Annotated in this window: 18 protein-coding genes; 15 read left to right on the forward strand and 3 right to left on the reverse strand. The window is 71.4% G+C overall.

Annotated elements, in window-relative coordinates; all coding sequences use genetic code 11:
• Window positions 1–345 precede the first annotated feature (345 nt).
• From ACIBK3_RS13560 to ACIBK3_RS13585, 6 genes are all read left to right on the forward strand, one after another.
• Entirely contained in the window at window positions 346–840 is a 495-nt protein-coding gene (locus ACIBK3_RS13560; RefSeq protein ID WP_399365041.1) for a Pycsar system effector family protein, read from the forward strand.
• 23 nt (window positions 841–863) lie between these two features.
• Complete coding sequence (locus tag ACIBK3_RS13565) at window positions 864–1,571, forward strand: Crp/Fnr family transcriptional regulator (RefSeq protein WP_399365578.1); 708 nt, start codon at window positions 864–866, stop codon at window positions 1,569–1,571.
• Between the two features lie 110 nt (window positions 1,572–1,681).
• Complete coding sequence (locus ACIBK3_RS13570) at window positions 1,682–2,467, forward strand: hypothetical protein (protein ID WP_399365043.1); 786 nt, start codon at window positions 1,682–1,684, stop codon at window positions 2,465–2,467.
• Entirely contained in the window at window positions 2,467–4,533 is a 2,067-nt protein-coding gene (locus ACIBK3_RS13575) for a hypothetical protein (protein ID WP_399365045.1), read from the forward strand. Before ACIBK3_RS13570 ends, ACIBK3_RS13575 begins: the two co-directional genes overlap by 1 nt.
• A complete protein-coding gene (locus ACIBK3_RS13580) occupies window positions 4,530–5,324 on the forward strand; it encodes a hypothetical protein (RefSeq protein ID WP_399365046.1) in 795 nt (264 codons plus the stop codon). Before ACIBK3_RS13575 ends, ACIBK3_RS13580 begins: the two co-directional genes overlap by 4 nt.
• Complete coding sequence (locus ACIBK3_RS13585; RefSeq protein WP_399365048.1) at window positions 5,321–5,515, forward strand: hypothetical protein; 195 nt, start codon at window positions 5,321–5,323, stop codon at window positions 5,513–5,515. Before ACIBK3_RS13580 ends, ACIBK3_RS13585 begins: the two co-directional genes overlap by 4 nt.
• 660 nt (window positions 5,516–6,175) lie before the next feature.
• Here ACIBK3_RS13585 and ACIBK3_RS13590 read toward each other — a convergent pair.
• The gene (locus tag ACIBK3_RS13590; protein WP_399365050.1) at window positions 6,176–7,972 is read right to left on the reverse strand and encodes a thiamine pyrophosphate-requiring protein; all 1,797 of its coding nucleotides are present in this window, start codon (window positions 7,970–7,972) and stop codon (window positions 6,176–6,178) included.
• Window positions 7,973–8,215: 243 nt separating this feature from the next.
• Here ACIBK3_RS13590 and ACIBK3_RS13595 point away from each other — a divergent pair, with 243 nt between their 5' ends.
• From ACIBK3_RS13595 to ACIBK3_RS13610, 4 genes are all read left to right on the forward strand, one after another.
• A complete protein-coding gene (locus ACIBK3_RS13595) occupies window positions 8,216–9,010 on the forward strand; it encodes an RNA polymerase sigma factor SigF (protein ID WP_399365052.1) in 795 nt (264 codons plus the stop codon).
• 738 nt (window positions 9,011–9,748) lie between these two features.
• The gene (locus tag ACIBK3_RS13600) at window positions 9,749–10,771 is read left to right on the forward strand and encodes a hypothetical protein (RefSeq protein ID WP_399365054.1); all 1,023 of its coding nucleotides are present in this window, start codon (window positions 9,749–9,751) and stop codon (window positions 10,769–10,771) included.
• 170 nt (window positions 10,772–10,941) lie between these two features.
• Window positions 10,942–12,225, forward strand: coding sequence for an aminotransferase class I/II-fold pyridoxal phosphate-dependent enzyme (locus ACIBK3_RS13605; RefSeq protein ID WP_399365056.1), 1,284 nt, complete (start codon window positions 10,942–10,944; stop codon window positions 12,223–12,225).
• Complete coding sequence (locus tag ACIBK3_RS13610; protein ID WP_399365057.1) at window positions 12,222–13,298, forward strand: MBL fold metallo-hydrolase; 1,077 nt, start codon at window positions 12,222–12,224, stop codon at window positions 13,296–13,298. The genes ACIBK3_RS13605 and ACIBK3_RS13610 overlap by 4 nt, the downstream gene beginning before the upstream one ends.
• A gap of 81 nt (window positions 13,299–13,379) precedes the next feature.
• Here ACIBK3_RS13610 and ACIBK3_RS13615 read toward each other — a convergent pair whose 3' ends face one another.
• Together ACIBK3_RS13615 and ACIBK3_RS13620 are read right to left on the reverse strand one after the other, a co-directional pair.
• Window positions 13,380–14,000, reverse strand: coding sequence for a DedA family protein (locus ACIBK3_RS13615; protein WP_399365059.1), 621 nt, complete (start codon window positions 13,998–14,000; stop codon window positions 13,380–13,382).
• Entirely contained in the window at window positions 13,997–14,770 is a 774-nt protein-coding gene (locus tag ACIBK3_RS13620; RefSeq protein ID WP_399365061.1) for an MBL fold metallo-hydrolase, read from the reverse strand. Before ACIBK3_RS13620 ends, ACIBK3_RS13615 begins: the two co-directional genes overlap by 4 nt.
• 84 nt (window positions 14,771–14,854) lie before the next feature.
• On the opposite strand from ACIBK3_RS13620, the gene ACIBK3_RS13625 reads away from it, so the two are divergent.
• From ACIBK3_RS13625 to ACIBK3_RS13645, 5 genes are all read left to right on the forward strand, one after another.
• Complete coding sequence (locus ACIBK3_RS13625; protein ID WP_399365063.1) at window positions 14,855–15,286, forward strand: hypothetical protein; 432 nt, start codon at window positions 14,855–14,857, stop codon at window positions 15,284–15,286.
• Between the two features lie 128 nt (window positions 15,287–15,414).
• Window positions 15,415–17,607, forward strand: a complete 2,193-nt coding sequence (locus ACIBK3_RS13630; RefSeq protein ID WP_399365064.1) for a phage holin family protein — start codon at window positions 15,415–15,417, stop codon at window positions 17,605–17,607.
• A gap of 275 nt (window positions 17,608–17,882) precedes the next feature.
• Entirely contained in the window at window positions 17,883–18,311 is a 429-nt protein-coding gene (locus ACIBK3_RS13635; protein ID WP_399365066.1) for an OsmC family peroxiredoxin, read from the forward strand.
• A 123-nt stretch (window positions 18,312–18,434) separates the two neighbouring features.
• Window positions 18,435–19,823: a hypothetical protein gene (locus ACIBK3_RS13640; RefSeq protein ID WP_399365068.1), complete on the forward strand. Its 1,389-nt coding sequence runs from the start codon at window positions 18,435–18,437 to the stop codon at window positions 19,821–19,823.
• A gap of 7 nt (window positions 19,824–19,830) precedes the next feature.
• A complete protein-coding gene (locus tag ACIBK3_RS13645) occupies window positions 19,831–20,589 on the forward strand; it encodes a glycerophosphodiester phosphodiesterase family protein (protein WP_399365070.1) in 759 nt (252 codons plus the stop codon).
• Window positions 20,590–20,687: the final 98 nt, after the last annotated feature.

Below are 20,687 nucleotides of genomic sequence, written 5' to 3' on the forward strand. Positions count from 1 at the left end.
GCCGTGGAGTAGGTAGTGCCTTCGGGAACTTCGCCCGGTAGAGCTGGGTGAACGTCTTGACCGCCGCCTCGTCGTGGTCGCGGTCCTCGGCGTTGTAAATGACTTGGAACGGTTTCTTCGCGCCCTGCTGAGGCATCCGTCCGCGGCAAGCCACCGTCTCCGACTGCGGATTCCGCTGCTTTGATCGGCTATATCACTCCGCGGGACGCCATCTCCTGCTGCGCACTCGGGGAGTCCGTTCTTAGCCAAACTGCCCCAAGTGAGGTTTTCGGGACAGCTGCGCTGCCCATGCTTCTGCCCGGGCTGGCAGGTCGATGCCCTGCCTGACACAAAGGGGGAGGGCCGATGACGGTCGAGCCGACGGAGACTGCGTGGCGGATTCAGGCGGCTGTTGCGGATTTGACAGCCAAGGCTGATTCGAAGGCCTCGTTCGCACTGACCATGCAATCCACGGCCTTGGCTGTCTTAGGACTGCTTGCGAGTTCTCGACGGTCCGCGGGTGACCTCGACTCGGGCACATCGCGGTTGTTGCTTTGGTGCGGCGTCTTACTCATGGTGTTCGGCGCCAGCTGTGCCGCCTGGGCCATCTCGCCGAACCTCCGAAAGGAGCGGCGCGGGCCTGAACGTGACGACGACTTCCTGTACTTCGGGCATGTTCGGCACTTGGAACCGGCGGCGCTCGAAGAAGTCCTCCGGAACAAAGATCCGTTGCCACCGCTGTCCCGGCAATTGGTGGTGATGAGCGAGATCGCCTGGACCAAGCACCGCCGTGTGCAGTGGTCGCTCACGCTGGCAGTTGCGGGCTGCGCCGCCTTCGCTCTCGCGACCATAGTCGGATGACATACCAGGAAGGCAGGACGCTGATGAACTTCTGCTCCCTGGTATCCGCCGAGGTATGGCGCGACCTTGTGGAACGCGGGCGCCGGAGAACGTTCAGGCGTGGATCCGTGCTGCTGCGAGAAGGGGAGTCGCCGGACTCCGTCATCGCGTTGGTCGACGGCCTGGTGAAGGTGACGCAGGTCAATGAGTGCGGGGACGAACTGACACTGACGTTGCGCGGACCAGGCGAAGTGCTCGGGGAAATGGGCGCCTTACTCGGGCGCCCACGCTCGGCCACCGTGGCCGCGGTCCGTCCGTGTACAGGGTTTGTTCTGCCGGCCCATGCCTTCCGCGGTTACATAGAGCGCCATCGCCTGGAGACGGTGGTGTACCAGCTGACGGTAGAACGGCTCAACAGCCACGAACGCCTGCGGGCGGACCTCGCGCACCTGCCACGCGTGGCGCGCATGGCCCGAATCGTCAGTCACCTCGCAGACGAAATCGGCCACCCGCACGGCGGCGACGGCCTGGTCGTCGAGTTGGGCATGGCCCGCACTGAGCTGGCCACCATGGCGTCCATGAGCCGCTCATCAGCACTTGACGCTCTCAGTCAGCTTCAGGCGGCCGGGGTCCTCACACTCGGCCGCCGGAACCTGGTCATCAACGATGTCGCCCACCTCAGGGCAGCCGCCCGGGACGAGAAGCGGCTTCCGGACGGCATCGGCTGCCAGGGCGACGCACCCAGCGTGTGACTCAGCGCACGCCCGTACCGTCCAGTCCTGGACCATCTCGTCCCTGCTGCTCCACGAAGGTCGTGTTCGCCGCGATTTCGCGGCAGAGCACCCGACGAGAGGAGCGGCACATGTTGCCGTCGTGGGAACCGTTGTGGCCCTACCGGGCCGTTCTGGCGGTGGACGCCCGCAACTTCAGTGCGCTGGACAGCAAGGGCATGCAGCAAGTGAACGCCGACATCCTGCCGTTGCTGTCCGAGGCGCTCAGCGCCAGCAACGTGAGCGCTCAGTGGCAGCTGCGGGTGTTCGGACAGCATGCCGGAGACAGCTACGTCGCCGGCATGGACCCCGAGGTGTTGCCCGCGCTGGTGGGCTGCTTCCCCGGTGCCCTGAGGCAGGCTCTGGCCCGCCGCCGCACGGATACCCCCGCCAGTACGCCCCTGCAGCTCAGGGTCAGCATCCACGTCGGCCCGCTGCCGCACACCGGGCTGGGCGTACCGATGGTGCACACTCACCGGCTCTTGGACGACGACGCGCTGCGCACCCTGCTGAACCGTGCGAACCCGGAGATCACCAACACCGCGGTGATCATTTCGCAACGCGTCTACGAGGACGTTTTCGAAAGCGGCTGCGTCAACGGCGACGTCCTGCCCGACCAGTTCATGCAGCACCTGGTGAAGGTGAAGAAGTTCCAGCAGCCAGCCTATGTCCACATCCCCGGCTTCGACTGGCGGCTCGCGGACCCGGACATCTTCGAACCCCTCGACACCATGGATACGGCTACTGAGCAGCCGGCCCCTTCGCCCGGAGCATTCCCTCAGCCGGCTTCCACGGCCCCGGGCACGGTGAGCTTCAGTCACACGGGCGAGCACGGCATCCAGGCCTACAACCACTTCGGCGCCGGGCGGGGGCAGTGATGATCGACAACGAGCAGGGCCAGCGAGAAGACACGGAGACCACGCCGTCGGCGGAGCCACCGTCGGCGGAGCCCGTCGAGCCGAACGTGCCCGCAGGCTCCCCTCCACCGCCAGAGGGCAGCGAGCCGAACGGCCAGCCGCAGTCCAGCTCCGTGAGCTTCAATCACTCCGGCGAGCACGGCATCCAGGCCTACAACCTGCACCTGAACGGTGATCAGGCGATCCCCGTCCCCATCACCGAGAGCGACGCCGACTACAAGGCCAGCCGGGACGGCCGGTTCGTACCGCCGCGCAACACTGACCAGTGGGAGGCCGCTTCCAAACTGCTGGACGAATACGGAGTCATCGTGCTCTGCGCAGCCCAGGGCACCGGCCGACGCACGGCTGCCATACGCCTGCTGCGTACCGTGACCAGCCCACCGCCAGCCCTCTTCGACCTCGACCCGGAATGGTCCAAGCCCTCGGTCCGCCCGCTGCCGAAAGAGGCGGGGATGGGATGCATCCTCGATCTCTCCGACCTCGCGGAGCAACCTGGCGAGCGGCTGGGCACCGACCTGGTCAGCCATGGGGCGGAACTGCGCAAGAACAACTCCTTCCTCGTCATCCTGGCCACGCCCGCCGACTGGTACGGCCACTGGGCCGAACCAACGCTGCCCTTCACCGTGCGGCTGGAGTCACCCGACGCACGGGCCCTCGTCACAGCGGAATTCCGGGCGCACTACCGCGGCGATCGTGTCACCTGGTTGGAGAGGACGGAGTTCGCTGGCATCTGGAAGGCCAATCCGTCCGCGCGCGCCGCGTGGCGCCTGGCCGACCGTCTGCTCCAGGCATCCGGCCCGGAGCAGATCCAGGCGATCGTCGACGAGTTCGGCGACTGGCACAGGGAAGTCGAGAAACTCCTCAGCAGGAATCGGGCGACGGGGGGCGACGCGCAGCTGCTGTCCACCCGGGTCACGGTGTGGGCCGGCGCGCTGTTGCACGGAGGACAACGCAGCTCCGTCATCAAGGCAGCCGATGACCTCCTGACCCGACTCGGTCTCGAACGCAACCCTGTCAATGTTCTGACCGATGCCACCACATCGAGCCGACTGGACGCCGCGGAGATCACTCGCGACGGAGACCGGGCCTTTCACGACACGCAGAAAGAAGGCCTGCCCGCCGCCATCCTGCGTCACCTGTGGGACGAATTCCCCACCCAGCATGAACTCCTGCGCAGGTGGGCCATCGGCATCGCCGCCGACCGGACCGTCCCGGAAGAAGATGCCCGGCTGATCACCACTGCACTGTGGAAACTGGCGGCGCACCGCCACGACCGAGCCATCCTCGACGGGCTGGCGAGCGACCTCAAGGGCCCCCGGAGGGTCCTGGCCGTGGAAGCCCTCACCAAGGCAGTCGGGGACGCCGAGTTCGGCCGCTACGTCAGGGACCGCCTGCGCCAGTGGATGGACGCCAAGAACCCTTCGGATGACAAAGTCGACCTCGTCATCGAGATCTGCGCAGACGCCTGGGGAATCCAACAGCCGGCCCTTGCACTGACACGGCTGGGCAAAGCAGCAGGCCACAAGACGTTCGGCTCCGCAACCGTCATTCATGCCTTCCAGGAACTCGCGCTGCAACGACCGGACGATGTGCGCAAGGCCGTCGACCAATGGCTCACCGATGCCGAAAGCCGGCCCGCCGACGAGACCCTGCGCCGCCAGACTCTCGGATCCTTCCTCGCCCTCGTCTCCAGCGACGAGGGAACAGACCTGATCCTGAACAACACACACGAGACCGAAGCCCGGCTGCGCGTCATCCACGCGTGGCAGAAACTGCTGTCCACCGACGACGCCGTGGACGCGGTCGTCACGCAACTGTCGCGATGGCATGAGCGATTCCAAGAGGACCCCGACCGCCGGGAAGCCGTGGTGAACGTCCTTGCAGACATCTTCGCCCCACCCAGCCTCCGCCCCGGTCTTGACCGGCTCATGGTGACGGAAGAAGCGGCCATCCTCCCCTTCTGGCGCGAGGTTCTGGTGCTGGCCGCCAACCGCTACCAGGCGTCCAAGGAGGCATCGACCCCTTGACGACCGACGGACCCGGCCCGTGGTGGAGCCGCCGACGCAGTCGGATCCGGGCCCAGTGGCCCACACGCCTGCCCGGCATCCGCTTCTGCGCCCGCGGCACGCTCACCTACCGGGCACACGCCAACATCAAGGCCGACGGCACAGCCACCGCCCGAGCCGCCGCACGACTCGCCCTGGACGAACTCGGCCGCGGCATCACCCAGAACCACATGCCCGAACAGCTCACCACCGCACAAGAAAGTCTCACACTCGCCGCGGCGCACTGGCACACACCCAAGGACACACCAGGCCTCTGGCTGAAGGCACACATCACCCTGCTGCTCACCGAGCAAGACGGTAACCGGGCCCAGAGATACCAAGACGCCTTACGCGAGGTGACACTCCAGCTCGCGCAGGAATACGAACGCCGAGAACGGTTCAGACACGCGGTCTTCGACAGCCCGGACGCCACGCGTATCTGGTGGCTCGACCGCCACCTGGATGACCTGGAATCCCTCGACTGGGACCTCTTCAAGGAGAAGATCCTCCCCCTCGTCGGCGCGGCCGACGACATCCAGTCCAAGGCCGAACGCATGGCCCACACCCTCCTGTACGTCTGGGAGAAACTGGGCGACAACCCAGGACAACACGCACGCTTCACAACCACCGTCCGCACCGTCCTGGACCAGATGGGATGGAACGACGCGCCCGCCTGGCTGACGCCGGGCGAGCCACCGGCCGCTGATTCGCCCGTGAGTGTCAGTGACGGGAGAGAGCCGCCCCCCGTCACTGAGGCGGGCACGGCCCGATGAAGCTAACCGCCCTGCGCTGGCTGCTCGACCCGGTAACCAGCCTCCTGGCCCTGCGGCTTCGTGCTCAAGAACGCGGCCGCATATCCTACGACGCGGCCTGGCGGCTGGCACGAGTGACACGCCATCCCGACGAAATGGTTTATCGGCATCACGGGCACCTCGCCGAGGACACACCCGACGAAGCGCAGTAGCGAGTCCATGGCAGGAGGGTGCCTCACCGCCGGGGCAACCTCAGGCCGGATGGCCTGCGGATGCCGCGCTCGTGCGGACGGAGTCGCGCAAGCGGCTACTCCAAGCCATCAACGTTGACACTCCGCGCTGGTGTGGTCACGACATTCCCGAGAAGTGATATAGACCGCAACTCGTGTGCTCTGTTAAGAGGCCTGTGGAGTCGCTGCGCGTACCGGATGCGTGCTGCTCTTCGGCGAGTCGGTCGGGCGGGTGCCCGTCGAGGTAGAGGGAGTGCCGCAGTTTCGGGTTGGTCATATCCTCGTGATGGCGATCACTACTGACAGGCGGGGAGTGAGATCTCCGCACCTTTTCGCATGGGCACGGCCATCTCATCGGAAGCTGGTGGGGGCGTGATGTTGAGTTTATGCGCCCCACCAGGGGCGATGTCCGCTGATAGGACAAACCGAGGCAACAGCCGCCCCAAGATGGGACACCACCTCATTGGAACCTGCCCCGGGCCCTCGCACCGCCTCGGTGCGCAGATCGGTGCGGCAGACCAGGTTCGATGCGACGGAACAGAATCCACAGACGGCACTGAACAGTTCAGTGCGCTACTGAACTACCCACTGAACTGTTTCGTGCGTAACTGAACTACTCGCTGCGGTTCAACACCTCGCCTGCTACTTCTTCTCCCGGCCCGGCAGGAACTCCTGCACCTTCGCCTTGAAGCCCTGCCTGACCACGGACCCGCGGTCCGCGTCGCCCTTGAGGATCGAGGCGGCTGTGGCCTCCATCTGCTCCCAGGTGGCGTGCGGGGGGATCGGCGGCACGGCCGGGTCGGTGAGGAACTCGATCACCGCGGGGCCGTCCGCCTCCAGGCCGGCCCGCCAGCCCGCCTCGACGTCCTCCGGCTTCTCCACACGGATCCCGGTCAGCCCCAGCGAGCGGGCGAACGCCGCGTACTGCACGTCCGGCAGCTGCTGCGACGGCAGGAACGACGGGGCGCCCTCCATGGCCCGCATCTCCCAGGTGACCTGGTTGAGGTCCTGGTTGTTCCAGACGGCGACGATCAGTCGCGGGTCCTCCCACAGGTCGCGGTACTTCGCCGCCGTGATCAGCTCCGCCATCCCGTTCATCTGCATCGCCCCGTCGCCGACCAGCGCGATCGCCGGCCGGTCCGGGTGGGCGAACTTCGCGCCGATCGCGTACGGCACACCGCAGCCCATCGTCGCGAGCGTCCCGGACAGCGAGCCGCGCATGCCCGGCCGCATCGTCAGGTGCCGCGCGTACCAGTTCGCCGTCGACCCCGAGTCGGAGGAGACGATCGCGTCGGCCGGCAGCAGTGGATCGAGCGCGTGCGCCACGTACTCCGGGTTGATCGGGTCGGCCGACTGCTGGGCCCGCCGCTCCATCACCTCGCGCCAGCGCGTCACGTTGTCGCACACGGTCCCGTACCAGTCGCGCTCGCCCCGGTCGGCGTCCAGCATCGGGATCAGCCGCTGAAGCGTCGCCTTCGCGTCGCCGACGAGATTCACCTCGTACGGATACCGCATCCCGACCATGTGCGGATCGATGTCGATCTGCACCCCCCGCGCCTTGCCGAACTCCGGCAGGAACTGGGTGTACGGGAACGAGGACCCGATGGTCAGCAGGGTGTCGCAGTCCCGCATCAGCTCGTACGACGGACGGGTGCCGAGCAGGCCGATCGAGCCGGTGACGTACGGGAGTTCGTCGCTGAGGACATCCTTGCCGAGCAGCGCCTTGGCCACGCCCGCGCCGAGCATCTCGGCCACCCGCTCCACCTCGGTCCGCGCGCCGGCCGCGCCCTGGCCGACCAGGATCGCGACCTTGTCGCCTGCGTTCAGGATCTCGGCGGCCCGGCGCAGGGAGTCCTCGGACGGAACCGCCGTCCAGGCACTGCGGTCCAGGCTGGAGGGCACCATCTTGAACTCGTGCGTGGGCGCCGAGTAGTCCAGCTCCTGCACATCGCCGGGAATGATGACCGCGGTCGGACAGCGCCGCGCGTACGCGGTACGGATCGCCCGGTCCAGCACGTTCGGCAGCTGCTCGGGGACCGTCACCGTCTCCACGAAGTCGGAGGCGACGTCCTTGTACAGCGTATGCAGGTCGACTTCCTGCTGATACGAGCCGCCCATCGCGGTGCGGTGCGTCTGGCCGACGATCGCCAGCACCGGAACATGGTCCAGCTTCGCGTCGTACAGCCCGTTCAGCAGGTGGATCGCGCCGGGCCCCGAAGTCGCCGTGCACACTCCGAGACGGCCGCTGAACTTGGCGTAACCGACCGCCTCGAACGCGGACATCTCCTCGTGCCGCGACTGGATGAAACGGGGCTGGTTGTCGGCCCGCCCCCAGGCGGCGAGGAGGCCGTTGATGCCGTCGCCGGGGTAGCCGAAGACGTGCTCCACACCCCACTCGCGCAACCGCTCCAGGACGTGGTCGGAGACCTTGGTGCTCATGTACGGACCTCCCGGACCTAGGTGACACACGCAGCAGTCCTACGAGTCACCCCGCGCGCCCCCGGAAAACCTTCCCGGTGTTTGTGGCCGGGGGTCGCGGGCAGGCGCACCCCAGTGCTTCGGACCGGAGGCACGTCCGTGGGAGCGGCCCCTTTCGCCGCCCGGACGCGCCTGCCACTGCCGCAGACGCGCTTCCACGGTGACCGTCCACCCCAGAGCACAACCAAGAGAGTTGTGACGCATATGCCCACTCAAGTGAGCGCGAAGCACCACCCGCACGACGACGCCCCCGACACCGCGGAAGCCTTCCGCAGGCTCGCCGAACTCCCCCCGGGCGAGCAGCGCGACGCCCTCCGCGGACAGATCGTCGAGGCCTGGCTGCCCATGGCCGACCGGCTCGCCGGACGGTTCCGCAACCGCGGCGAGAGTGCCGAGGACCTGCGCCAGGTCGCGGCCCTCGGCCTGGTGAAGGCCGTCGACCGCTACGACCCCGAGCGCGCCAACGCGTTCGAGAGCTATGCCGTACCGACCATCACCGGCGAGATCAAGCGGCACTTCCGCGACCACATGTGGACCCTCCATGTGCCGCGCCGGGTCCAGGACCTGCGCAATCGCGTCCGATTCGCCGGCCAGGACCTGTCCCAGACCATCTCCGGGCGCCGGCCCACGGTCGCGGAGATCGCCGAGCACGCGGGGCTGAGCGAGGAGGACGTCCTCGTCGGCCTGGAGGCCCTGGAGAGCTTCACCGCGCTGTCCCTGGACGCGGAGATGCCCGGCAGCGAGGACGGCTACTCCCTCAGCGACGCGCTCGGCTCACCCGATCCGGCGCTGGACACGGTGGTGGACCGGGAGTCCGTGCGGTCCCGGCTCGCCGCCCTGCCGGAGCGCGAGCGGGCGATTCTCTACATGCGGTTCTTCGGGGACATGACGCAGAGCCGGATCGCGGAGCAGCTGGGGATCTCACAGATGCATGTGTCCCGGCTGATCAGCCGGTGCTGTGGTCGGGTGCGGGAGCAGGTGCTCCGGGACGCCGCGTAGATCGCGGCGGGCGCGGTTTCATCGTCCGCTGCCGGTCCGTCGGTGACCGTTCGCGCGGTGCACCCGTGTCGGTACGCGGCACGGACCGGTGGGTGGCGTTCGGTGGGCTCCGCAGCAGGTGGCGTTCGGCGGGCTCCGCAGCGGGTCGCGTTCGGTACGCAGCGCAGCGGGTGGCGTCGCGTTCGGTACCGGCGGACCCGCCTCGGAGGCGGGCCGTGTGGAGCCGGGCCCGGTCGGACGCGCCGGCTCGGGGCGGTCGGTCTCGCGTGGTCCACGGTGTCCCCGCTCGGTCCAGTGCGGATGAGGCGGGCGGCGGCCGGGTCCGCATGGGCCATGGGGTCGCGCGGGCCATGAGGCTGCGCGGGCCATGAGGCTGCGCGGGCCACCCGGGTGGCCGCCGGTGCGACCCGGAGCGCGCCGCACACCGCGGCCCGCGCGGCCGGCACGTATCCGCGCCGCTGTGTGTCCGGGCGTGGGCCGGTCCGCTGCGCACGTGTGCCGACCGGGCGTAGGCCGGTCCGCTGCGTACGTCTGCCGCGGCGCGCGGAACCGGGCCGCCGGGGACGGCGTGGACGTATGCCGGCGCCCGTAGCCGTCGGCGCGGTGCGTGTCACCCGCTCGGCCGTCGGTGTTCCCGCGAATGGTGTCCGGCCGCGCGCGGCGCGCCGGTGGGAGGGCTGTGATGGCTGCGGGGGCACGACCCCCGTGTCCCCGCAGTCGGCCGAAGGAGTCCACCCCATGCGCCGCAGCGCACGTACCTTGTCCGCCGCCGTCCTGGCCGGTGCCGTCATGGGCCTCGCCGGGCCGGCCGTCTCCGCGGAACCGACCGCCGAGACGGAGCCGGCCGTGGAGGTCACCCCGAGTGCCGCGTCCCCGGGCGGCAGCGTCACCGTGTCCGTCTCCTGCGATCCGACCGGCGGTGCCCCGCCCGAGTCGATCACCGCCACCTCGCAGGCCTTCGACCCGGGCAGCGCCCAGCTGAAGCTGGTCTCCGGCAACGACGGGGCCGCGGGCCCGGCCTACACCGGCACCGCCCGTATCGCCGCGACCTCCGCGGCCTCCGCGGCCTCCGGTTCCTCCGGTTCCTCCGGGACTTCCGGGACTTCCGGGACTTCTCAGGACGGCGAGAACGGCGGGGGCGGCGGGGACGGCGCGAGCGGTGTGGGTGGCCAGGGCGGCGGGGATGCCGTGGTCGGTGGGGACGGCGTGGGTGGGCAGGGCAGTGGGGGTGGCGGGGACGGCGCGAGCGGTGTGGGTGGCCAGGGCGGCGGGGATGCCGTGGTCGGTGGGGACGGCATGGGTGGGCAGGGCAGTGCGGGCGGCGGGGACGGCCAGGGCGGCGGGGGCGCCGTCGACGGAGGGGACGGCCAAGACACCTACGGGCAGGACCCTGACTGGACCGTGGACGGGAGTTGTCCGCCGGCGTCCGGCGGGCAGGGCAAGCCGTGGAGCGGCACGTTCACCGTGAACCCGGGAAGCGCCGAACCGTGCACCGAGTCGTCGTACGGCGGTTCCTGTGCCACCACGGAACCCTGCACCGACTCGTCGTACGGCGGCTCCTGCGCCACCACTCACCCCTGCGGCGAGCCGCACGCCGGCTCCTGTGACGGCGGGGTCGTCCAGCACGGGGTCCGGGCCGGCGAGGGCGGCGCCTTCAGTGACTCCGTGCCCGCCCTGGTCGCCGGCGGCCTGCTGATCGCCGGCGCGCTCGGCGCGGCCGTCCACCGCGTGCGCCGCAGGGAGCCCGCGGCGCACGACTGACCCCGAGCGGCGCCGCCACTGTCCACACCGGACGCCCGTTCGCCCCCTCGCCCGACCGTCATCGTGTGATCCGCGCAACCCGCATCGGCGCTCATGGCGCCCCGCCTCGCTGGGTACTCAGAGCCCGAGGGCACGACCCGCACCGCACGAGACCGCACACGGAGGTACGGATGCCGCGGACGGACCCGGAAGGCCACGGCCCCGTCCGCTTCGGGCCGCCGCTTCCCGAGGACGGACTGCCCGTGCTGCCCGAACTGTCCGCCGTACTTGCCGCCGCGGCCGGCCGCGCGCAGAGCGAACCGGTCGGCGGCGGGACCGCCCTGCTGGAAGCCGCCTGCGGTTACTGGGACCGGCGGGGTCTGCCCACCGAGCCCGACCGGGTGGTGGCCGCCCCCGGCGCCCCCGCCCTGCTGCTGGCGCTGACCGCCGCGCTCGGCGGGGACGTCCTGGTGCCGCGGCCCTGCGCCGCCTGGTGGGCGCCGTACGCACGGCTGTTGGGGAGACCCGTCTTCCATGTGCCGGCACCGGTCGAGTCCGGCGGCGTCCCGGACCCGTACGCCTTGCTGGAGACCGTGCGCCGGGTGCGTGCCGAGGGCGGTGACCCGCGGCTGCTCGTGCTGTCCGTCGCCGACGACCCCACCGCCACCGTGGCCGCGCCCGAACTGCTGCACGAGACGGTCGAGGCCGCCGTCGGAGAGGGTCTGCACCTGGTCAGTGACGAGACCTGGCGCGACACACTGCACGACCCGCACGGCACGGTGCTGCTCAGCCCCGCCGAGATGTTCCCCGACAAGGTCACCGTCGTCAGCGACCTGGCCGGTGCCCTGCTGCCGACCGGCTGGCCGGCCGCCGTCGCCCGCTTCCCGGTGGGCGAGGCCGACGGGGGCGGACCGCACGCGCGCGTGGCCGACGGGGACGGCCTGCACGCGCGCGTGCTCGACGTCCTCACCGCGCTCGGCGCCCGGGTCGCCGCACCCGTCGCCGCGACGGCCGGGTACGCCCTCGAGGAGCCGGAGCCGGTCATCGCCCGCCAGAGGGCCGCCGTACGGCTGCACGCGCGCGTGGCCGCCGCCGCGCACACCGCCGTCACCGCCGCGGGCGCCGTCGCCCGGCCCCCGCAGGCAGGCCGCCACCTCTACGTCGACCTCGGCCCCCTCGGGCCCGCGCTCGGCGCGCAGGGCGTGCGCGACGCGCAGGAACTGGAGGACTTCCTCGCCGCCCGGCTCGGCATGCCCGCCCCGGGCGGCCACCGCTTCGGCGACGACCTCGGGGCGCTGCGGGTGCGGCTGTCCACCGGCCCGCTGCTGGGCGGGGGCACGCGGGACGAGCGGGCGGAATGCCTCGATTCACCCGCGCCGTTGGAACTGCCACAGGTGCAACGCGCGTTGCTCCTTCTGGGATCGGTCTTCGACGATCTCCGCGACGACGCTCAGCGATGGGAGCCTCCTCGATGACGCAGCAGTCAGAGACGCAGCAGCCCGAGTCGACCGCGAGCACACCCTCCCGGGAAGCCGGCGCTCCGCCGACCCCGACTCCCTTCGAACCGCCGGCCGCGCCGCGCCCCATCGGTGAGCGCCGGGTGTGGCCGCGGACCTTCCACGACCGTCTCACCGCCCCGCTGCCCGGCCTCAAGGCCATGGCCCGCTTCGCCCGCGAGGGCGCCATCCGCCCCGGCCGGGAGGGCCTCGCCGACATCCCCCGGCTGCCCTTCGCGCCGGCCCCACTGCCCCGGGTCGACGCCCGCACGGTCGCCGTCTCCTGGGCTGGGCACGCCAGTTGGGTGGTGCGGATCGGCGGGCTGACCGTCCTCACCGACCCGGTCTGGTCCCGCCGCATCCTCGGCACCCCGGCCCGCATCACCCCGGTCGGCATCGCCTGGGGCGCCCTGCCGCGCGTCGACGCCGTCGTCATCAGCCACAACCACTACGACCACCTGGACGCGCCCACGCTGCGCCGACTCCCGCGCGACACCCCGGTGTTCGTGCCCGCCGGGCTCGGCCGCTGGTTCCGCCGCCGCCGGTTCACCGGCGTCACGGAGCTGGACTGGTGGGAGGCGGTCGAACTGGACGGTGTCCGCTTCGACTTCGTCCCCGCCCACCACTGGTCCAAGCGAAGCCTCGTCGACACCTGCCGCACCCTGTGGGGCGGCTGGGTCCTCACCGCCCCGGACGGCCGGCGTGTCTACTTCGCGGGCGACACGGGATACGGCCACTGGTTCGCCCGTATCGGACAGCGCTACCCCGGCATCGACCTCGCTCTGCTGCCCATCGGCGCCTACGACCCCCGCTGGTGGCTCAGCGACGTCCACTGCGACCCGGAGGAGGCGGTCCGCGCCGCCCAGGATCTCGGGGCCCGGCGGATGGCGCCCATGCACTGGGCCACCTTCGTGCTGTCCGCGGAGCCGGTGCTGGAGCCGCTCACCCGGGTGCGGGCGGCCTGGGAGAAGGCGGGCCTGGACCGGGACAACCTGTGGGACCTGCCGGTGGGAGGCTCACGAGTACTGCGGCACGCACAGGGCCTCACGTAGGGCTCACGTAGGGCTCACGCAGGGCCTCACGCAGGGCTCACGCAGGGCTCCCGCAGAGCCTTCTGACGGATCTCCGCGGCATCACCCCGCGGAGCGCACTCTCCTCCACACGCTCGGGGCCGCACTGATCACTACGGTCAGCCCCACCGCCGCCACCACACCCTCCCAGGGCTCCTTGAAGAGCGACCCCCCGAGAATCCCGATCAGCTGGTACGTCACCGCCCAGGCCAGACACGCCGGCAGGTTGCCCCGGGCGAACCTCCGCATCGGCCACTTCGCCATCAGACAGGCCAGCATCACCGGGATCCGGCCGGCCGGCACCAGCCGGGACAGCACCAGCACCGCCACCCCGTGGCCGGCGAGCTTGGCCTGGGCCTGCCCGAGCCGGTCCTCGGGGGCGCGGGAACGTATCGCCTCCAGCCAGCGCGAACCGTTCTTCGACTTCATGCCGCGCCGCCCCAGCCAGTACAGGGCCATGTCACCGAGGAACGCGGCCGTCGAGGCCGTCACGAACACCAGCGCCAGCGCGAACGGCGCCGCCTGGTGGAAGGCCACCACGGCGGCCGAACTCACCAGCGCGCCGGTCGGCACCACCGGCACCAGCGCCCCGAGCAGCACCAGCACGAACAGCGTCGGATACCCGATCGCCTGCTGGGTGGACTCCGGCGTCACGCCCGCCGAGGCGGCGGCGAGCCAGCTCACCGGGCGACCTCCAGCCGCACGCTCTCCCCGTGCGCGAGCCGGTGCACCGCCACCCGCGGTGCGCGTTCGGCCGCGAGGCGCACGAACTCGTCGCCGGGCGCGTGGAATTCGTGCGGGCGCACGGCGTCCATGCCGATCGGCCAGTACGTGCCGTAGTGCACCGGCACCGCGCTGAGGGGCGCGAGCCGGGCCAGCGCCTGAGCAGCCCGCCCCGCGTCCAGGTGGCCCTCGCCGAGGTACGGTCCCCAGCCGCCGACCGGCAGCAGGGCCACCTCAACCGGCCCGACCTCCTTCGCCATCTCGTCGAACAGGCCGGTGTCCCCGGCGAAGTAGGTACGGGCCTCGCCCTCGACGACGTACCCGAGCGCGGGGGAGCGGTGCGGACCGATCGGCAGCCGCCGTCCGTCGTGCAGGGCGGGCACGACCCGTATCGACAGGTCGCCGACGCGGGTCTCGTCGCCGGGCGCCACCTCGCTCACGTCGAGGTGGGTGAGCCGGCGCAGCCCCGGTACCGCCCGTGGTGCGCCCCGGGGCACGAGCAGGCGCGTGCCCGGCGGCAGCCGCGCCAGCGAGGGCACGTGCAGATGGTCGGAGTGCAGATGGGAGACCAGCGCCACGTCGGCCCGCCGGGCTCCGGGCGGCGGCAGAGCGCCCTGGCGGCGCCGCAGATGCGCCAGCCGGCGGGCGAACAGAGGATCGGTGAGCACTCGGACGTTCGAGTCCTCGACCGCGCAGGTCGCATGACCCCACCAGGTGATCTCGACCGGCACCTCTTTGCCTCCTTCGCGCGACTCCCCGAAGCCTACGGGCAGGAGTAGGGTCGGCGGCGAAACCCGGAGGTGAGGGGGGACTTCATGGGACAGGTGCGCGGTGCCCTCGGCACGCCCGGACCGCTCCGCGTCACGGCGATCGCGAGCCTGACGCCTCTGGAGGAGCTCGACGACGACCCTTTCCTGGTGGACTCCCGCAGCCAGCACGCGATGTGCGCCCGCTGGGCCGCGGAGCGGGGCTACGTCGTCACCCGGGAACTCCTTGGATGTGCGCTGCGCCCCGACCACGGCGTCCTGTGGGAGGGCGTGCGGCCCGGCCGTGACCTGTTCGTCGCGCCGAGCCTGCGGGTGCTGCGCAGCGCGCTGTCGTCGGTGGAGGAGTTCACCGCCGAGTGCGCCCGGCGCGGGGTGCGGGTGGAGACGGTCGGCCACGCGGAGCCGTCGTACGACGCCCAGATGAAGGCGCGGGTGCACCGGCGGCTGTCGATGCCGACGGCCGGGTACGACGGGCGCTGAGTGCTCCGCCGGCGGTCCGGTACGCCGCAGGGGGCGGTCGCGGACGGGCCGTCACCGGCATCCCGGCGGAAAACGCGTATGACAGGCTTGGCCCAGGCCCGCATCGACGACGGGCCGGGACGTGAGGTGTGCGGGGCGTGCGTGCAGGGCGTTGGCGGCGGGTCGTCAGTCAGATCGGGCGGAGCGTCGCGGTGTGGGGCGTCTCCACCCTGACGATGCTTGTGCTGGCGGGCATCCTGCCGGACTTCAGGCTGCAGTCCGCCGACGGCGACAGCGCCACCCGGATCGCTGTCACCGCGGCGTTCGGCGCCGGCGCCTTCGGTCTCCTGTCGGCCCTGGTGTGGCCCCTTCTCGTACGGCTGCTGCTGCTCGTGCCGGCGCTCGTGCTCGGGCTGCTGGTGTTCTTCCTCAACGGCGGGCTGCTGCTGCTCGCGTTGCGGCTGAACCCCACCGAGCAGGGCGACGCCGCTCCGGAGACCGCGGTCGTGGTGGCCGCCGTGATGTCCGCGGTGGCCTCCGCGACGGGCGCCGCGCTGGCCGTCCGTGACGACGACGCCTACCGGCGCCGCCTGTACCGCCTTTCCGACCGCCGCCGCCGTTTTGCCCCGGCCTGCCCCGCCAGTCCCGGCATCGTGTTCATGCAACTCGACGGCGTCGGCCACGATGTGCTGCTCGACGCGGTCGGCAAGGGCCTGATGCCCACGGTCGCCCGCTGGCTCGGCGTCAGTGAGAACGACAGCGAGAGCGGCTGTGAGAAAGGCTGCGAGAGCGGCAGTGAGGGCGGCTGTGAGAACGGCAGCGAGAACGGTGATGGGAGCGCGGCCGGCGGCCGCGCCGCCGGCCGCAAGGCCACCCACCGGCTCAGCCCCTGGCGCACCGACTGGTCCAGTCAGACCGGGGCCAGCCAGCTCGGCATCCTGCACGGCAGCAACCACGACATCCCGGCCTTCCGCTGGTACGAGAAGGACCGCCAGGAGGTCATGGTCTGCAACCGCCCCACCAGCGCCGCCGAACTCCAGCGCCGTGCCGTCCGGGCCACCGGCGACGGCGGACTGCTCACCCTGGACGGCGCCAGCCGCGGCAACCTGTTCTCCGGCGGCGCCGACGAACAGGCCCTGGTGCTGTCCATAGCCGCCCGCCGCCGCAGCCGCGAGACCCGCTCCAGAGCGGGCTACTTCGCCTACTTCTCCGACCCGGCCAACGCCGTGCGCACCGCCATGTCCTTCGTCGCCGAGGTCGGCCGCGAGATGGGCCAGTCCACCCGGACCCGCTTCTGCAAGGTCCGCCCCCGGGTGGGGCGCGGCGGCCTGTACCCGTTCGTCCGCGCCTTCGCGACCGTCGTCGAACGCGATGTCGTCGTCGCCGCGGTGATGGGCGACATGCTCGCCGGGCGCACCGCCGTCTACGCCGACCTCGTCGCGTACGACGAAGTGGCGCACCACTCCGGGCCGATGAGCCGGGACGCCGAGAAGGTCCTCGAACGTCTCGACCGGTCCCTCGCGCTGATCGAGACGGTCGTCGAGCACGCCCCGCGGCCGTATCGGATCGTGGTGCTCTCCGATCACGGGCAGAGCCCCGGCGAGACCTTCCGCACCCGCTACGGCCTCACCCTCGGCGACCTGGTGCGGGCCGGCTGCGGCCTGCCCGTGCCGCGCCGGGCACGGCGCACCCACAGCGGTGCCGAGGCCCGCGCGGCGGTACGCGCCGCGCTGCGCCGGCCCGTGGAGGAGGGCCGCGAGCAGTACCGGCCCTCCCGCCGGGCGGAGCCGGTCGTGCTGGCCTCCGGCAACCTGGGCCTGGTCTCCTTCCCGGACGTGCCGCACCGGATGACCAAGGAGGAGATCGACGCCCGCCACCCCGCCCTGCTGACGACCCTCGCCAACCACCCCGGCATCGGCTTCCTGCTGGTCCGCAGCGAGGCGCACGACGGGGTCGTCCTCGGCCCGTTCGGCACGGAGATACCCCTCGACGCGCTCGACGAGAACCCGGGCCCGCTCACGGACTTCGGGGCCGGCGCCGCCGACGCGGTCCGGCGCACCCACTCCTTCCCGCACACCGCCGACATCATGGTCAACTCCTGGTACGACCCGGCCGAGGGCGAAGTCCTCGCGTTCGAGGAGCAGATCGGCTCGCACGGCGGTCTCGGCGGCGCCCAGGGCCGCCCCTTCCTGCTGTCACCGCTCGGCCTGTCCGCGCCCGTCGAGGACGGTGCGGAGCTCACCGGTGCGGAACACATCCACCGGGTCCTGCGCCGCTGGCTGCGCGAGACGGACGGCCCCCAGGTCCCGCTCGCGGCCCGCCAGGAACGACGCGCCGCCTGAACCCACGCCTCCCGCGGCGTGCGCCCGCCGGTGCGACGAGTTCCTGCCGCGTCCGGAGCCGGTACGGACGTACGCCCGCCCCTCGCATGTGATCACCGACGGCTGGTGCGAACTCCTGCGGGTGCGCGGCGAGCACGCCTCCCTGATCACGCGGGGCGCCCGCCTGCCGCTCAGCCCGCTGGGGGCAGGTCTTCCGCATGAGCTGAGCCCGAGTGTGATCGGATAGTGCCCTGACCCGTCAACCGGGACCGTATGACCGTACGAAAGGAATGACCGTGGCCACCACGCGCTCCGCTCACACCGTCTGGGAAGGCAACCTGCTCGAGGGCAACGGCGTCGTCACCTTCGACACCTCCGGCGCCATCGACGCACAGCCGGTGACCTGGGCCTCCCGTAGCCAGGAAGCGAACGGCAAGACCAGCCCCGAGGAGCTGATCGCGGCCGCTCACTCCAGCTGCTTCTCCATGGCGTTCTCGCACGCCCTCGCCGGGGCCGGCACCCCGCCCACCAAGCTCGTCGCCTCCGCCGACGTCACCTTCCAGCCGGGAGAGGGCATCACCGGCATCCACCTCACCGTCGAGGGCACCGTGCCGGGCATCGAGGAGGAGGCCTTCGTCGCCGCCGCCGAGGAGGCCAAGGCCAACTGCCCCGTCAGCCAGGCACTGAAGGCTGTACCGATCACGCTGTCCGCGAAGCTCGCCTGAGCTCCCTGCGGGACACGACGCCCGCCAGGCCGCCCCTCGCCGGGGCGGCCTGCGCGTGCGCCGGGCCGGTTCGCGGGCACCGGCCCGGGTACATAGCTGAACGGCGGCGGAAGGACGGGAACGGTGGCGGGAACATCCAGCGCGACGACGGCACTCGACTCCGCGACCCGTGAACTGACCCGTACGGTCCTGCTGTTCAGCCTCGACGGCCGGGCCCGCCCGCGTCCCGCCACCTCCGACGCACTCGTCGACCGGCTCGACTTCGGCCGCTTCGCACCCCACCTGAGGACCAGTCAGGCCGTGCTGCCCGTGCCGGTGCTGGCCATGCCCCTGGCGCCCGAGGACCTGCGACCGTCGCACGGCGACCACGGCCTCGCCCTCGCCTCGGCGGACCTCCTGGTCCTCGCCACCCCGCGCGGCGACATCACCCTCGTCGTCGACTGCGAGTTCGCCGCCGACACCCCGCAGGACGCCCTCGCCGGCTGGCTCGCCGACACCTGCTTCGAGCGACGCGGCCTCCTGCTCGGCGACCGGCCGCTGCTGGACGCGGTCAACGAACGTCTTGCCCTGCCGACGCCGCTCGCCTACGGCCAGAACGTCCACCAACTCGTCTTCCCCGGGGGGCGGTTGCTGCACGACCTGCTGTCCGCCGACCTCACCGGCGCCGCCCACAGGCACACCCTGCTCAACGCGATCGTCTACCGAGGCCGGATGCCGGCGCACCGCACACCCGATGCCGAGGACGCCCTGCCGCCCAACCTCAGGAACCACGGCGTCACCCTCTCCACACACGGCCGTGGCGTCTCCGTCCAGGCCGGCTGGGCCCCGCACGTCGAGAACGGCCTCGTCCTGGTCGCCGTCGGCATGATCTCCGCCCTCGCCGTCCTCCAGCGCACCCGCCTGGCCGCCTTCGACACGATGCGCGCCAACGAGCTGGCCCCGATGACGGACTCCCCGTACGAGGTCCGCTCCCTCATCTCGCGCCTGTCGGCCGGGGTGAACGAACTCCAGCTGGACCTGGCCTTCGGCGTCGAGGCGTACGTCGACAGCCTGCTGATCCCGGAGATGCTCATGGAGGCCTTCCAGTCCTCCCTGCGCGACACCCTCGGCATCCGCGACAGCCTGGAGAACTCCGCGCGCATGGTCGAGCGCCTGACCTCCGTCATCAGCGCCCGCTCCGCCGCCCTGGACGCCGAACTCGCCGAACGCGACGACCGCCGCGACCGGACGGTCTCCGCGCTGGTCGCCGCCGCCACCCTGATCGCGCTGCCGCCGACCCTGCTGCTGGCGTTCTTCGGGGTCAACGGCACCAACGTCCACGACGACCGCTCCATCCTCGACCTCGGCACCTACGGCACGGCGTACGCGCTGGCCTGGTTTCCCTTCGTGATCCTCGTCGTGATCGGATACGTCCTGCTGCGCCGGGTCGGCAGACGCTCCGGCTCCCTCCTGTCCCCGCCCGACGGCCGGCCCGCACCGGTGCCCGCGCCCCGATCCCCGTCCGGGAGCTGACCCGCCGATGCCGCGACGACCCGCCGTGTCCGCGCACCGGGGCGGCTCCGAACTCGCCGGCGCCGCCACCTGGGAGGCGTACGAGGACGCGGTCCGCTCCGGTGCCGAGTACGCCGAGTTCGACATCCGCCGTACGTCCGACGGCGTTCTCGTCGTCTACCACGACGCCCGCGTCGCACCCGCAGGCCCGCCCTTGTCGACGCTCACCCACGCCGAGCTCAGCGCGCGCGCCGGATACGCCGTCCCGGCCGTCGAGGACGTCATGTCCCTGATCGCCGGGAAGCTGGTCGGGCACCTGGACCTGAAGGAAGTGGGGTACGAGCGCGCGGTGATCGACCGGGCCACCGCCCTGCTCGGCGCCGACGGCTTTGTCGCCACCACCCTGGAGGACCGTTCCGTCGCCGCCATCGCCCGGGCCTTCCCCCGGGCGCGCACCCTGCTCTCCCTGGGCCGGGACCGCCGGGAGATCGCCCCCGCCCGGCTGGCGGCCACCCGGCTGAGCGAGCTGCTTCCGATACGGCGGGTCCGGGCCTGCGGCGCCTCCGGAGTCGCCGTCCACCACCGGCTGGCTCGGGCCGGCGTGCTGCGCGAGGCGGCCCGGCACGGACTGTTCACCATGGTGTGGACGGTCAACGAGGACCTGCCGCTGCGCACCTTCCTCGCCGATCCGCGCGTCGACGTCCTGGTCACCGACCGCCCCCGCCGCGCCCTCGCGCTGCGCGGCGGACGGCACGACGAGCGCCCGGCGGGGTACCCGTCCCCATGAGACCGGGGCATCCGTCCCGTGACAGGGAGCCACCCATTGACAAGAACGCACTCAAGTTTTGTGCTGGAGTGGCGAGGCTCCTGGCGTGAGGCTTCCTG

This window comes from Streptomyces sp. NPDC050287, assembly GCF_044459385.1.
Lineage (GTDB): Bacteria > Actinomycetota > Actinomycetes > Streptomycetales > Streptomycetaceae > Streptomyces.

Excerpts from the sequence above, each read along its gene's own strand:
- ACIBK3_RS13560 (WP_399365041.1), top strand. The coding sequence starts at position 346 with ATGACGGTCGAGCCGACGGAGACTGCGTGGCGGATTCAGGCGGCTGTT.
- ACIBK3_RS13565 (WP_399365578.1), top strand. The coding sequence starts at position 864 with ATGAACTTCTGCTCCCTGGTATCCGCCGAGGTATGGCGCGACCTTGTG.
- ACIBK3_RS13570 (WP_399365043.1), top strand. The coding sequence starts at position 1,682 with ATGTTGCCGTCGTGGGAACCGTTGTGGCCCTACCGGGCCGTTCTGGCG.
- ACIBK3_RS13575 (WP_399365045.1), top strand. The coding sequence starts at position 2,467 with ATGATCGACAACGAGCAGGGCCAGCGAGAAGACACGGAGACCACGCCG.
- ACIBK3_RS13585 (WP_399365048.1), top strand. The coding sequence starts at position 5,321 with ATGAAGCTAACCGCCCTGCGCTGGCTGCTCGACCCGGTAACCAGCCTC.
- ACIBK3_RS13590 (WP_399365050.1), bottom strand. The coding sequence starts at position 7,972 with ATGAGCACCAAGGTCTCCGACCACGTCCTGGAGCGGTTGCGCGAGTGG.
- ACIBK3_RS13595 (WP_399365052.1), top strand. The coding sequence starts at position 8,216 with ATGCCCACTCAAGTGAGCGCGAAGCACCACCCGCACGACGACGCCCCC.
- ACIBK3_RS13600 (WP_399365054.1), top strand. The coding sequence starts at position 9,749 with ATGCGCCGCAGCGCACGTACCTTGTCCGCCGCCGTCCTGGCCGGTGCC.
- ACIBK3_RS13605 (WP_399365056.1), top strand. The coding sequence starts at position 10,942 with ATGCCGCGGACGGACCCGGAAGGCCACGGCCCCGTCCGCTTCGGGCCG.
- ACIBK3_RS13610 (WP_399365057.1), top strand. The coding sequence starts at position 12,222 with ATGACGCAGCAGTCAGAGACGCAGCAGCCCGAGTCGACCGCGAGCACA.
- ACIBK3_RS13625 (WP_399365063.1), top strand. The coding sequence starts at position 14,855 with ATGGGACAGGTGCGCGGTGCCCTCGGCACGCCCGGACCGCTCCGCGTC.
- ACIBK3_RS13645 (WP_399365070.1), top strand. The coding sequence starts at position 19,831 with ATGCCGCGACGACCCGCCGTGTCCGCGCACCGGGGCGGCTCCGAACTC.